We start from the raw sequence: 13,960 nt of genomic DNA, 5'->3' as shown, positions 1-13,960 counted from the left end.
GACCTCTAAAGAATGACCACAGTAATTTTGTTTCGATAATAGGGAAAGTCTCAGTAAATGCCAACTATTACGATCTCAGAACAATTTAAATCAGATGAGATTCATACTGGCTCATGCCTTCATGACAACAGTTGTCTGTTCTAATGAGACAGATCAATCTTCATTATTATTTCACGCCACGTTCAAAATCCCTCGTCTACACTCAATGTTGAGTTGTCAGTTGGCAGACCAAGGAGGCGGCCATGATTGCGGTTCATAGAGATTATTGTTTGTCTAACAGTTCGGAGTTACATGCCCACGTTAAAGTCAATCCTGTCGGTAAATTAGAAGTTGAGATTGTTGAACTTCAAGAGCGCCACACCACAGAGTTTGATGATTTGTCTTTTGAGAGTCGTGGGTGTGAAACTCGAATCTGTGGTAAAGAAGACACAACTCCGTGGCAGTTCAATCTTGCAGTTACTGATGCGTTAGAGCTTTCTCATTTAGTGGAAGAAGCAAACGAAGAGTATGAGATTTTAATGAATGATCTTATGTAATATCGAGAAGATCATTTTATCCTGCACGGCGTGTGGCTCTGTACTGAAAAAATAAAAACCTCCCAAGCGGGAGGTTTTTAATATGGAGTGCGTTATCGTTGGATAGGCTCTTCTCTTGGTGGTGTTAGCTCTTGGACGTTATCTTCATTAAAGTCATCGGCGTAACCTTTAGGTGGCGGTGTCCAACCACGTTCTGACCGCGATAGTTTGTCATGACGATCTTTTTGCATCTCTTCCGCCATTTTCTCCTCTAACTGAATAAACAGTTGTCGGAAATTGTTGTCATAGCGTTCACCTTCAGAATCATCCTCCCAAGCTTTGTAGAGTATTTCTGACTTACGTGCTTCAACACGCTTATATGTCGCCTTCTGCTGTTCAACAAAGAAGGGGTGAATGCCAAGGGCTTTCATTGTGTGACCGCCCATCTCCAATGCAGAATGGTAGGTCTCTGATTCAATAATATCAGCCCCCGCTTGACGCAAAAGATAGCCATGTCCACGGTCAAAGGCACGTGCAATCACTGTTACTTTTGGGTACGTGTGCTTAACGTACTTCACCAGTTCTACACTCGATTCTTGGTTATCAATCGCCACAACCAACGCAGCGGCGTGCTCAATGCCGGCTGTATGTAGCATATCTGGTCGAGTCGCGTCGCCAAAATAGGCGCGAGTGCCAATCTGGCGCATGTTATCGACTTGGTCAGATTGATGGTCAAGTACCACGGTAGTCACGCCGTTTGATACCAATAGGCGATTCACTATTTGTCCAAAGCGGCCGATGCCGGCGATGATCACCGTGCCTGTTTCCTCAATCGTATCGCTTTCGCGTTCATTTGACTGGCTTTCAAAGCGCGGCAGAATCACTCTATCAAACAGAATAAACAAACCTGGTGTCAGGAACATCGAAATCGCAACCACTAACGCAAGAGTTTGTGAAAGTTCAAATGGGATGACGTGGTTTTGCACTGAAAAGCTTAGAAGCACAAAGCCGAATTCACCTGCTTGAGCCAAGCTTAGGGTAAACAGCCAGCGGTTGCTGCCTTTCACCCTAAATATCAGTGCAAGAATAAACAGCACCAAGGCTTTCAAAACCATCACGCCAATGGTCAATGCCATGACCAACCAGAAATCACCAAAAAGGACCGAGAAGTTGATCCCTGCGCCAACGGTAATAAAGAACAGACCTAACAATAGACCTTTAAATGGTTCGATATTGGATTCTAACTCGTGGCGGAATTCACTGTTCGCCAATACAACGCCAGCCAAGAAGGTTCCTAAGGCAGGAGATAAGCCCACTAAACTCATCAGTGCAGCGATACCAATGACAAGCATGAGTGCAGTTGCGGTAAAGATTTCTCGCAAACCAGAGCTAGCCACATAATTGAGCAGAGGTCGACTTAAAAAGTGTCCACCAACGACGACGATTGCTATCGATGCTGTGATTACGATGCCGTATGCCCAGCCTGGCAACCCCGCAACGAGGCTTAATTCTTCATGGTGCGCTGCGGCTGTTTGTGCTGCGGACTGTGCCTGTTCAATTAATTCAGGTAAGGCCAATAGGGGAATGAACGCCAACATTGGTATCACTGCAATATCTTGAAAAAGCAACACGGAGAAAGCGTTTTGTCCACCTTCCGTCTTCGTTAATCCTTTTTCGCTAAAAGTTTGCAAAACAATCGCAGTAGAAGAGAGGGCGAAGATCAAACCTATGGCTAAGGCTATGGTCCAAGGCTGGTCAAAGTATAAGGCAATACCCATAATCGCCGCGACGGTACCGCCGACTTGCAGACCTCCTAAACCCATTAAGCGATTGCGCATCGCCCACAACATTTTGGGTTCGAGCTCTAAACCAACGAGAAACAGCATCATCACCACGCCAAACTCGGCAAAGTGCTGGATTGTTGTTGTTTCTTCACCGACTAAACCGATAATTGGGCCAATGACCACACCTGCGATGAGATAGCCTAAAACGGACCCAAGTCCCAAACGCTTAGCAAGTGGGACTGCAATTACAGCAGCAATCAAATATATGAAGGCTTGTAAGAATATTCCTGTCATGAAGCCTCCTTAATGAGCTCTGGCAATGCGCTGTTAAGCTTGATTAATGACGCCGCAGCTTCAACATCCAACCTATCTTCGACTAAAGCTGTTAGCAGGCTCTTGTACCGCTCAACATGACGAGGGATTCGCCCTTCTTCATCTGCTGTACGTGCGCCAAACATCGCGAGAGGGGCAATGTAGTTCATGCCGGTCAGTGCGGACATTTGTTCAATGGGCGCAAGCAGTTGACGAATCGTAAAGTGGTTGTAGCCCTCTGCCTTATAAGCTTCTTCTTTGCCCCCTGCAGACAGCACACAAAGCATGGTCTTGCCTTGCAGTGCTGTGCCATCTGTACCGTAAGCAAAGCCATATTCCAAAACCAGATCTTGCCACTCTTTTAAAATCGCAGGCGTTGAATACCAATATAGTGGGAACTGGAAAATCACCACGTCATGCTCACGTAAGCGTTGCTGCTCACGGTCGATATTAATATCGAAACGAGGGTATTCGCCATAGAGATCAACACATGTCACGCCTTCAATTTTTTGAGCTTCTTTGAAAAGTGGAGTATTCACTTCTGAACGATGCTGGGAAGGATGAGCAAAGAGAATGAGTACTTTTTTATTTGCCATAGGGATCCTTGCTATCTAAATAACCATGCCCAGTAGGAGCGCGGGTTGGTTAGAAAATGTAACTCATAAATGATCGCCAAGCTAGTTTGGAAAACTGTTTAAGCTGTTTCAATATCAATAAAAAACCACCAAATAAATTGGTGGTTTTGGGAAGTGTTACGTTTTACTAATCATGAATAGGGACGACTAGAATATCCACCGGTGACTTGTTAATTAAGTGTCTGGAGTAAGAAATAATCTTGCTCCAGAAATCTTGGTGGTGACCACAAATCAGAAGATCCACTTCTTGCTCTTTAATGGTGACCTCTAATTTATCAGCCAAGTCGCCAGTACCTACGAAGAAATGTTTAAGTGGGTAATCCATGTAATCACTAAATGTTTTTAAACATTCCATTGAATGCTCATTCAACGGCCTTTGATCCGGGTTCTCTTTAATGTCTACAAGCTCGCGATAGATTTCTCCGTGCGTACCATCAATATGGATAAAGGAGATATCGGAGTCGAGATAGTTTGCCATTGATACCGCTCTGTCGATAAGCACGGTGCTTTCATCTGACAGTTCGAGTGCAACAAGGATATGTTTGTATTTCATAACCACGCCCTTATGTGGATTATCTTTACCCTAAGCATAGTATGGCTTGGGCAAAAATTGTGTTGATAAGATCTCGAAATTGTTCAAAGTTTTGTTAAAAAGTTAATACGATATAACAACTTGCTGTGAAACTTTCTCTTTGTACTCATTTGGTTAGAAAGCTTGCTTTTTGAACAAAAAAGCCGCTACACTCTGCGCATCATTTCTCTAGGAGATTACGCCAACATGAAGAACTAAACCTGTCATCCATATTTTTACTTATTTTTTGGATCTGCAGGGTTAGTAGGCGTAGCTCACTTTCCGATATTTCTTTGCAACAAGACGACCTTTTGATTTGACGTTTATCGTCGAGCTTTACATAGAGCTTAATGCGTTTGTGCACGCGTTTTGTTGCAATCTCAAATCATAGCTACGGCTGTTGTCCCTGTCATACAGGAGGCAAATTATGCCAGTTTTACAAGCTTTTAATGTTAGCCATCAGTTTGATAATGGCGAGACGCTATTCCAGTCTATTTCTTGTTCCATGACTAAACGACGTGTTGGTTTGGTTGGGCGCAATGGCATCGGTAAGTCGCTTTTGGCTTCCATTTTGGCGGGCGAAACTCAGCCTGCCAGCGGTGTTGTGACTTCTCCCTCTTCTTTCATGATGTATCGCCAGCAGCCGTCTGATTTGCTTTCAGGTCAGCAATCGATCGCCCAGTTTCTGGGAACAGACTCGGTCTTACATGCTTTGAAGCAGATTGAACAAGGTGATGTTTCTGAGCATTGGTTCGAACTGGTTGGCGAACAGTGGGATATTGAACTGAAACTCAAACAGCAGCTTGCTGCGATGGGCTTGCCGCAAGACCCTGATTTCTCTTGTGCTCGGCTCAGTGGTGGTCAGTTGGCGCGTTTGCAGTTATGGCAGTTATTTGAAAACGAAACGGATCTTTTGATTCTCGATGAGCCATCCAATCACCTCGATACCGAGGCGAAACAATGGCTGATAGAGTCTATGACGCATTTCAGCGGTGCGATTTTACTCATCAGTCACGATCGTGAGCTGCTGCGAGAGATGGAGGAAATTTGGGAGCTATCGGGCCTAGGTTTACAGGCTTTTGGTGGAAATTACGATGTGTACGCCGAGAAAAAACGCACTGAACTGCAAGCGGTCGAGAGGCAGTTAGCGCAAGTCGATAAACAGAAAAAACGGTTAGCCGAGCAAGCCCAGAAAAATCGTGAAAAAGCAGACCAACGCGCCGCGCAAGGGAACAAACTGCGCAAAGACGGCAGTCAGCCCAAAATTTTGCTTGATGGAAAAAAGGATAGCGCGACCGCCAGCGCTTCAAATCGCAATAAGAATGAGCAACTCAGACAAGCGCATTTACAAGCCAAAGAACAGGCGTTGCAATCGCGACATGAGCAACTCAAGGCGCAAAAGCTTTATCTTACAGATAATCCGAACCGTTCGCGAAAAGTGTTGTCGATACAAGAAGGTATATTACCTTTTGGGAATTCTACGCCTATCACGTTGCAGATTTTTGCGAACGACAAAGTCCATCTCAAAGGGAGAAATGGCTGCGGAAAATCAACCTTGTTAAAGACGTTGCTTGGCGAGTTATCGTTGCAGAGTGGTGAGTTGCAAGTGAATACGCCTTTGTATTATCTCGACCAACATTTTGGTGCAGTGAATCCAAATCTTTCGTTACTTGAGAACGTAATGGAGAGCTGCCAAGAGATGACGGAAAGTGAAGCGAGGACCTTATTGGCCGGGATCGGTTTTCGTCGAGATGCAGTGTTTCGATTGGGGCGCCTACTGAGCGGTGGCGAGAAGATGAAGCTCGCGATGCTGATAGTCAGCCACCAAAATTCTCAGCCTTTGCTGCTGCTTGATGAACCAGATAACCATCTCGACCTCGAGTCAAAAATAATGCTTAGTCAGGCGTTAAATGTATACAAAGGTGGATTTGTTCTGATTAGTCACGACCAAGATTTCGCTTCTGAGTCTGGGGTTTTGCGCCAAATCGAGCTGACTTAGACGAAAGAGAGTAAACGCCATCGTGGCTCTTCAGTATTGTTCCCAAGTTCTACACTTCCACTTACTAGTTTGTAGAACTGGAAGGAAATGAGGGAGTTAGGATGGCTTTCACAACTCGTTTAATGAAATTAGATTCATTTTGTCGATATATAGTAGAGTTCTGATGTATTGCACAAAAAGACAACAGAAAAATAAAAAGGAATTTCATGAAAAAGAACACCCTAGCACTCACAACAGCTCTCGCACTCGGAAGTGTGTTGTCTGTGGCGCATGCCAATGAAGCGGCGCAATCGTCGGTTGAACAGGTAAGCCCGAAAGCCATCACGTATCCAACCACACAAAAAGTGGATATTGTCGATGACTACTTTGGTACAAAAGTGAGTGATCCTTATCGCTGGTTGGAAGACGATCTCAGCCCAGAAACCGCAGAATGGGTGAAGGCGCAAAATGCAGTGACGTTTGATTATCTGGCGAAAATCCCTTACCGCGAGCAGATTGAAGAGCGCATTACTAAGCTCATGGATTACGAAAAACAAAGCCAGCCGTTCAAAGAGGGTAAGTTCACTTACTTCTACAAAAATGACGGGTTACAAAACCAAGACGTGCTTTATCGGCAGCTAGGTGATGGTGAAGCAGAAATTTTCCTCGATCCAAATACTTTTAGTGAAGATGGCACCACATCGTTAGCGGGAGTGAGCTTTTCACGAGATGGATCTTTGGTTGCATACAGCATTTCGGAAGGCGGTAGCGATTGGCGCAAAGTCATTGTGTTAGACACAGAAACCAAAAAGCCCGTCGGTGAAACGCTGGTGGATATTAAGTTCAGTGGCATCAGTTGGCTCGGCAATCAAGGCTTCTATTACTCAAGTTATGACAAGCCAAAAGGGAGTGAACTTTCCGCGAAGACAGACCAACACAAGCTCTACTTTCATAAACTAGGGACGAAACAAAGTGAAGACCAATTAATTTTCGGTGGTGTAAAGGACGAAAAGTATCGCTACGTTGGGGGTTACACGTCGGAAGATGAACGCTACTTGTTTATCTCAGCCAGCGTATCGACGTCGGGCAACAAACTGTTCTTTAAAGACCTGAGTAAGCCAAATAGCCCGCTGAAAACCATTTTAGATAACACCAGTTCTGATACTTGGGTGATAGACAACCAAGGCACGAAACTGTACTTGGTTACGAACCTTAATGCGCCGAACAAACGCGTCGTGACGGTGGATGCAAGTCAGCCGCAGCCCAAAAACTGGAAAGATTTGATTCCTGAAACAAAGAACGTGTTACGTGTTTCTACCGCGGGTGGCAATTTGTTTGCGAGCTATATTGTTGATGCGATCTCGATGGTGAAGCAATACGACATGAACGGCAAACTCATCCGAGAAATTAAATTGCCTGATATTGGCAGCGCATACGGTTTCTCGGGGAAAAAAGAAGAAACCGAAGTCTACTACTCTTTCACCAACTACAAGATGCCAAGCACTACCTATCGTCTGAACATCAAAGATGGTGATAGCGAGGTGTACTACAAATCTAAAGCGCCATTTGACCCTGTTTTGTATGAATCTCGCCAGGTGTTTTACACCTCAAAAGACGGAACAAAAGTGCCGATGATCATCACCTATAAAAAAGGGACACTGATGGACGGCAGTGCACCAACCATCCTATATGGTTATGGCGGTTTCAACATTAGCCTCACGCCATCTTTTAGCCCGACACGTGCGGCTTGGTTAGAGCTTGGTGGTGTTTACGCGGTAGCGAACATTCGTGGTGGTGGGGAATATGGCAAAGAATGGCACAACGCTGGCATTCAAATGCAAAAGCAAAATGTGTTTGATGACTTTATTGCGGCGGCTGAATACCTAATTGATGAAAAGGTAACGTCATCAAACAAGTTAGCCATTAACGGTGGATCGAATGGTGGCTTGTTAGTGGGGGCCGTTATGACGCAACGTCCAGAGCTATTTAAAGTGGCGCTGCCAGCAGTCGGCGTACTGGATATGCTGCGTTACCATACTTTTACCGCAGGTGCTGGTTGGGCGTATGACTACGGTACGGCAGAGCAAAGTAAAGAGATGTTCCAATATCTGAAAGGTTATTCGCCAGTGCACAATGTAAAAGCGGGGGTGGAATATCCAGCAACATTGATTACAACGGGTGATCATGATGACCGTGTTGTTCCTGCTCACTCATACAAATTTGCTGCTGAGTTGCAATCGAAGCAAGCGGGTTCAAATCCGACCTTAATTCGCATCGAAACCAATGCAGGACATGGTGCAGGCACACCAACGCGTAAAATAATTGAGACAAATGCAGATATTTATAGTTTTGCACTGTTCAATATGGGAATAGAGAAACTGCAATAGTGCGAATTGTTTGCGTTTTAGTTATCGAAACGCATCGGCGCTTTATCGCTCGATAATAAAAGGGAATCACAGAGAGTGACTCCCTTTTTATTTATTATAGGCCTACTATTCTAATCTGATGCTAGGCTAATCAAACTAAGGTTTTTTAAATTATTATAATGTTCTAATTAATCTGAAGAGTGTTGTACGATCGAAATGAAACATTGATCGCGATCACCTAAATCCATTGCACTCTCTATTTATATGGTAAAATTAATTAATCATTTGTTCTAATGATAATTGAATTTTCATAAGTTTTAATATTTCCTTCTTCATTGGTATTACCAAATTTCAAGTTATATAAGATATAAGTAGCGGTGATTGAACTTTTACGATGCTTTATTTTATTTTAATTAAAACGTCGAATGTTTCGTCATTATTGAATTTGCTTTGATAATTTATGTTATCCAAAGCGAGTTGTGTTGCTTGCTATTTATGATGACCTCATGACGTGAATAATTTTATAATCATTAAAATGGATACAGTTTTATGAATTTAGTGAAACCGTCTGTTGCCATTATGGTTGCAGCCCTACAACTCGCGTCTTCTGCCTATGCGCAGACAAACAATAACGAAGAACTACAAGATATGTCTGACCCACTTGCGGTATACACCCAAGCTGGCTTTGGTATTACTGATAAAGGCGCGAACATCAAAATCGGTCAAACTTACCAATCTAGCCAGCCTGGTACCATGGCGATGAACATCATTGAAATGAAAGGCATTGGTGGTGAGCTATTTGGCATTCGCGACAATGACGATCCAATATATGCCAACGTTGATGACAGCATTGACTCTTTCCGACTACGTAATTTCCAAGTAGAAGTCGCAAAAGGTCTAGGCCGTCAATTAGATGTAAACTACGACGTTGATAACGATAAATTAGATGCATCTTATAGCTTTATTCAAGGTCTACCTAAGTTTGGTATGTTGCAGCTATTTCCTTTAGCTGGTGCGGGTGTCACTATTGCTAATGATTTTAGTGGTGATGACAAAGGTTATGAAATTCCAGGTACTTTCACTGTTGTGGGTATGTACTCAAAAATTGAATTAACCGATAAAATCTGGATTAACTACAACCCAATGTATATGCATACGTTGTCAGGGTCTAGTCAATATAAAGATACTTATTACGCGGGTGAAGATAATATCTTGACTCATGAGTTTGCGTTGTCTTATCAAATTAATCCTCGCGCAAATATTCGTTACTTTGCAAACTGGAATGAGCACGTTAATTTCTGTGATGGTGATCACCGTATCGAATTTAACTACCAATTCTAACTCCCTCGTTTATTTCCAGAATATAAAGTGTGTTTATCCATATATTTAAATATTTAGGCTAGGGCACTTTCTAAATAAAGTAGGTTTATCATGAAAGCCAAATATAAATTTGCGTTGGTATCTATTGCTATATCTTCTGCATTACTATCAGGATGCAAAACTGGCGATATCGCAACGAAAACAGCCCAAGCACCCTCTGTTGAAACCGTTACCCTAACCGAAACAAAAATCACTCCTTATCATACTTTTATCGGTCGAACTGAAGCGGTAAATGACGTTGATATTATGCCGCGAGTCGGTGGCGAATTAACCGCGATTCATTTTAAAGATGGCTATATGGTCGAAAAAGGCCAATTGTTGTTTGAAATCGACGACCGTCCTTACAAAGCGGCACTGGCGTATGCAAAAGCGTCGTTGCAAAAAGCAAAAGCACAACTCGTTCAAACTACGCGTGATGCAGAACGTGTGAAGAAACTCATCAAAGATAAAAGCATCAGTGAGCAGCAATACGATGACGCCATTGCAGCGCACGCCGCAGCGATTGCTTCGGTAGAAGAGGCGAAAGCGACGCTGGTTTCAGCAAGGCTCGATCTTGAATTTAGCTCTGTGCGCGCTCCTTTCTCTGGCCGCGTGGGTTTCAGCAACTTCCGAGTGGGTGACCGTATTTCGAAAATTCAAATCGTTCCTCTTGTTTCGATCACTCAAGTAGACCCAATTCGCTTTGGCTTTGATGTGGATGAGAAGCTCTACCGCCGAGTAAGAAGTGCCATTGATGTGGCTCATCGTAACGATGACAAACTGGATGTTGATTTAACACTGACGCTTTCAGACGGTTCATTGTACCCGCTTGAAGGCAAGATCTACGCCGTTGGCAATAAGATCGATTTAGAAACAGGCTCAATTCGAGCAGAAGCACAATTCGATAATCCAACTTACGCGCTTATGCCGGGTGAATATGGCAACTTGACCATCAAGCTGCGCAACAAAACCATTGATGGTTTGCTTATCCCATCGGCGGCTGTTCAACAAGACCAAGCGGGTGACTACGTCATGGTGGTTGGTGATGATCACGTGGTGTCTCGTCGTAACGTTGAACTCGGTCAGACCTACGGTGTGAAACGTGCTGTGCTGACTGGTTTGGCGGCTAACGAAAAAGTCATCGTCCATGGTCTACAAAAAGTGCGTCCGAGTGCAACGGTGAAAGACGTTGAGCTACAGAGTGAACAAGGCTGAGTGAGTACTGATGTTAAGTAAATTTTTCATTCACCGGCCGAAATTTGCTTTGGTGATCTCACTGGCGATGACATTGATGGGTATGATCGCCCTGAAAGTCTTGCCAATTTCTGAGTATCCTCAAATCTCTCCAACGGTAATTACGGTGAGCACCATGTATCCGGGTGCAAATGCGGACGTGGTTAAAAAGACCGTAGCACAACCGATAGAAGCCAAAGTCAACGGCGTTGAAGACATGATTTACATGTCTTCTGTGATTGGTAACGATGGCTCATACACATTGCGTATTTACTTCCGAGTGGGCGCAGATGGCGATATGGCGCAGGTTCGTGTGAACAACTTGGTGGCACAGGCGACGTCGTCTCTACCACAAGAAGTAAACCAAATCGGTGTGACGGTTAAGAAGAAATCTTCCGACATGCTGGGCGTTATCACACTGCGTTCTCCGAAACAGTCTTACGACAGTATCTACCTTTCTAACTACGCGGATCTCAATATCGTTGAGCGTCTAAAACGTATCGAAGGTATGAGTGACATTACGCTGCTGGGTAAGAAAGACTACTCAATGCGTATTTGGTTGAACCCAAATAAACTGGCTACCTTGAAGCTTTCTGCTAGCGATGTTATTGGCGCAATTAAAACGCAAAACATCCAAGTGGCGGCGGGTAAGATCGGTGGTATGCCAGCTCCGGGTGACCAGCAATATCAATATGTTTTGCAAACCAAAGGCCGCCTCACTTCTGCGGAAGAGTTCGAGAACATCATCATTCGTGCGAGCAAGAAAGGTTCTTTGATTCGCTTGAAAGATGTGGCTCGTGTCGAAGTTGGCGCACAAGGTTACGAAGCTGATGGTCGTATGAATAACGAACCAGCCGCCGTTCTGGCCTTGTACCAGTTGCCGACCGCGAACGCGCTAGACGTGATGGAACGCGTGAAAGAGGCCATGAAAGAGTACGAGAAATCGTTCCCAGATGATTTGGTCTATGACATCGCGTATGACTCTACCGAATACGTAGAGACATCGATTGATGAAGTGTATGAGACGCTGGTGATTGCGGTACTTCTTGTCACCTTCGTTGTGTACGTTTTCTTGCAGAACTGGCGAGCGACCATTATTCCAACCTTAGCGATTCCGGTTTCCATCATTGCGACTTTCGCAATCATGGGCGTGATGGGCATGACCATTAACACGATCTCGTTGTTTGGCTTGATCCTCGCCATCGGTATCGTGGTGGACGATGCGATCATCGTGGTAGAGAACGTGGAGCGGGTTATTCATGAAGAGCATTTAGACCCGATTCCGGCCACTATCCAAGCTATGAAAGAAGTGACGGGGCCAGTATTGGCAACAACGCTTATTTTGTTGGCGGTATTCGTACCGGTTGCGCTATTGCCGGGTATTTCTGGTCGAATGTTCAACCAGTTCGCGGTCACCATCTGTGTATCGGTGCTGATCTCTGCGATCAACGCATTGACGTTAACGCCAGCGCTTTGTGCGTTGATGTTGAAATCTACTCACTCGCAACCTATTGCGCCTTTGCGTGCGTTTAACCGAGGTTTTGAAGCAATAACGCGCAAATACCAAGGTTTAGTTGGCTTCTTGAGCCGTCGTATTGTGCTGAGTATCGGTGTTTATGGCGCGCTTATTGCGGTGCTGGCATTTGCGTTCATGACCGTACCTTCTTCTTTCGTACCGAACGAAGATAAAGGCGTGTTCATGGTCGAAATGCGTTTGCCAGACGCAGCAGCATTGCAGCGTACTGCACCATTAATGAAGAAGTACGTTGATGAGCTAAAACAGATGGAAGGTGTGGAGAACGTGGTTTCGGTTGCGGGCTTCTCGGTAATTAACATGGCGTCGATTCCAAACTCGGGCATGTTGATCATCAAACTGGATAACTGGAGCAAACGTAAAGACCCTGAGCTACACCAACGTGCGTTGATGAACAAAGTTAACCAAATGCTGAACTCAACGCCAGATGCCGCTTCGTTCGTTTTCGCGACGCCGGCAATCAAAGGCATGGGGGCGGTGGATGGTTTCAACCTTGTGCTGCAAGACAACTTGGGCCGTTCTCCACAAGAGTTGGCAAAAACAACCGCTGATTTTGTTGCCCAAATCAATCAACTGCCTGAAGTGGCGCGTGCGTTCTCGATTTTCCGTGCGAACATTCCGCAACGTTACATCGATATTGACCGCGATAAAGCGATTTCGATGGGCGTACCGTTGAATGAAATCTTCAGCACACTGCAAGCGCAGTTGGGCGGTGCCTACATTTCTGACTTCAACTTGTTTGGTCGTTCGTACCAAGTGAAAGTGCAAGCAGAAGAGCAATATCGTGACAACATCGACGACATCGACCATCTGTTTGTTCGTTCTAGCTCTGGAAAAATGGTGTCACTGGCGACGCTAGTGAAAGTGAAGCCGATCTTCGGCCCTGATACCTTGTCGAACTACAACATGTTCAGTTCTGCAACCGTGAACGGTGCGCCAGCGCCAGGTTACAGCTCGGGTGATGTTGTAAAAGCCATTGAAAAACTGGCTGCGGAATCTTTGCCAAGTGGTTACTCGTACGAGTGGTCAGGCATGACTTACCAAGAGATGAAAGCAGGCAACATGGCGCCAATCGCGTTCGCATTGTCTTTGCTGTTCACCTACTTGTTCTTGGTGGCTCAGTACGAAAGTTGGACTATTCCTGCTGCGGTAATGATGGCGGTTCCAGTCGCTATTCTCGGCGCAATGGGCACGCTACTGCTGGTGGGGCAACCGTTCGATTTGTACGTGCAGATTGGTGTGGTCATCTTGATTGGTATGTCCGCCAAAGTGGCGATTCTTATCGTGGAATTTGCCAAAGTTCTGCGAGAAGAAAAGGGCTTATCCATCATTGATGCTGCCAAAGAAGCTGCTCGAATCCGTTTCCGTGCAGTACAGATGACTGCGTTCGCCTTCATCTGGGGGGTATTCCCGTTGGTGATTGCATCGGGTGCCGGTGCGGCATCTCGTCACTCACTAGGCTTTGCGGTATTCGGCGGCATGATTCTCTCTACGTTTGTAGGCACGTTGCTGACGCCGGTGTTCTTCGTGATGATGCAATCTCTGCGCGAGAAGTTTAAGCGAAAGAAACCCACTGAACTTGAGGTGAGCGAGCAATAACGCTGATTTCAACTGACTCCACAACACCCCCACGCTGTGTGCGATTGGCCAATGCCTTTCATTGATATACAACC

Annotated in this window: 9 protein-coding genes; 6 read left to right on the top strand and 3 right to left on the bottom strand. The window is 45.1% G+C overall.

The genetic code is table 11. The features are described 5' to 3' along the window. Positions 1-242 precede the first annotated feature (242 nt). Positions 243-536, top strand: coding sequence for a hypothetical protein (locus R7127_RS07520; protein ID WP_005375389.1), 294 nt, complete (start codon positions 243-245; stop codon positions 534-536). 92 nt (positions 537-628) lie between these two features. Here the strand turns inward: R7127_RS07520 and R7127_RS07515 are convergent, their stop codons facing one another. From R7127_RS07515 to R7127_RS07505, 3 genes are all read right to left on the bottom strand, one after another. After that, the gene (locus tag R7127_RS07515) at positions 629-2,593 is read right to left on the bottom strand and encodes a monovalent cation:proton antiporter-2 (CPA2) family protein (protein ID WP_005385095.1); all 1,965 of its coding nucleotides are present in this window, start codon (positions 2,591-2,593) and stop codon (positions 629-631) included. Continuing rightward, a complete protein-coding gene (locus R7127_RS07510) occupies positions 2,590-3,207 on the bottom strand; it encodes an NAD(P)H-dependent oxidoreductase (protein ID WP_005375391.1) in 618 nt (205 codons plus the stop codon). The genes R7127_RS07515 and R7127_RS07510 overlap by 4 nt, the downstream gene beginning before the upstream one ends. A 166-nt stretch (positions 3,208-3,373) precedes the next feature. After that, on the bottom strand, positions 3,374-3,799 hold the full coding sequence (locus R7127_RS07505; protein WP_005375398.1) for a universal stress protein: 426 nt from the start codon (positions 3,797-3,799) through the stop codon (positions 3,374-3,376). Positions 3,800-4,244: 445 nt separating this feature from the next. Between R7127_RS07505 and R7127_RS07500 the strand changes: the two genes are divergently transcribed. The 5 genes from R7127_RS07500 (at position 4,245) to vmeQ (ending at position 13,886) form a co-directional block, all read left to right on the top strand. Next, the gene (locus R7127_RS07500) at positions 4,245-5,816 is read left to right on the top strand and encodes an ATP-binding cassette domain-containing protein (protein ID WP_172563896.1); all 1,572 of its coding nucleotides are present in this window, start codon (positions 4,245-4,247) and stop codon (positions 5,814-5,816) included. A 206-nt stretch (positions 5,817-6,022) separates the two neighbouring features. Further along, on the top strand, positions 6,023-8,182 hold the full coding sequence (locus R7127_RS07495; RefSeq protein WP_047101691.1) for a prolyl oligopeptidase family serine peptidase: 2,160 nt from the start codon (positions 6,023-6,025) through the stop codon (positions 8,180-8,182). Between the two features lie 528 nt (positions 8,183-8,710). Then, positions 8,711-9,502 (top strand): hypothetical protein, encoded by a 792-nt coding sequence (locus R7127_RS07490; protein WP_047101690.1) that lies wholly within the window; start codon positions 8,711-8,713, stop codon positions 9,500-9,502. Positions 9,503-9,592: 90 nt separating this feature from the next. Then, a complete protein-coding gene (vmeP, locus tag R7127_RS07485; RefSeq protein ID WP_318148309.1) occupies positions 9,593-10,735 on the top strand; it encodes an efflux RND transporter periplasmic adaptor subunit VmeP in 1,143 nt (380 codons plus the stop codon). Positions 10,736-10,745: 10 nt separating this feature from the next. Further along, positions 10,746-13,886 carry an efflux RND transporter permease subunit VmeQ gene (gene vmeQ, locus R7127_RS07480; protein WP_005459706.1) on the top strand — a complete coding sequence of 1,047 codons (3,141 nt, stop codon included), beginning with the start codon at positions 10,746-10,748 and terminating at the stop codon, positions 13,884-13,886. The last annotated feature ends 74 nt before the right edge of the window (positions 13,887-13,960 follow it).

The sequence above is a fragment of the Vibrio sp. 1159 genome (assembly GCF_033340395.1).
Taxonomy (GTDB): Bacteria; Pseudomonadota; Gammaproteobacteria; order Enterobacterales; family Vibrionaceae; genus Vibrio; species Vibrio alginolyticus.
The sequence above is the reverse complement of the archived record's forward strand: the minus strand, read 5'-3'. Positions and strand labels throughout refer to the sequence as shown.

Coding starts and splice junctions, on each gene's coding strand:
- R7127_RS07520 (WP_005375389.1), top strand. CDS start 243: ATGATTGCGGTTCATAGAGATTATTGTTTGTCTAACAGTTCGGAGTTA.
- R7127_RS07510 (WP_005375391.1), bottom strand. CDS start 3,207: ATGGCAAATAAAAAAGTACTCATTCTCTTTGCTCATCCTTCCCAGCAT.
- R7127_RS07515 (WP_005385095.1), bottom strand. CDS start 2,593: ATGACAGGAATATTCTTACAAGCCTTCATATATTTGATTGCTGCTGTA.
- R7127_RS07490 (WP_047101690.1), top strand. CDS start 8,711: ATGAATTTAGTGAAACCGTCTGTTGCCATTATGGTTGCAGCCCTACAA.
- vmeQ (WP_005459706.1), top strand. CDS start 10,746: ATGTTAAGTAAATTTTTCATTCACCGGCCGAAATTTGCTTTGGTGATC.
- R7127_RS07500 (WP_172563896.1), top strand. CDS start 4,245: ATGCCAGTTTTACAAGCTTTTAATGTTAGCCATCAGTTTGATAATGGC.
- R7127_RS07505 (WP_005375398.1), bottom strand. CDS start 3,799: ATGAAATACAAACATATCCTTGTTGCACTCGAACTGTCAGATGAAAGC.
- R7127_RS07495 (WP_047101691.1), top strand. CDS start 6,023: ATGAAAAAGAACACCCTAGCACTCACAACAGCTCTCGCACTCGGAAGT.
- vmeP (WP_318148309.1), top strand. CDS start 9,593: ATGAAAGCCAAATATAAATTTGCGTTGGTATCTATTGCTATATCTTCT.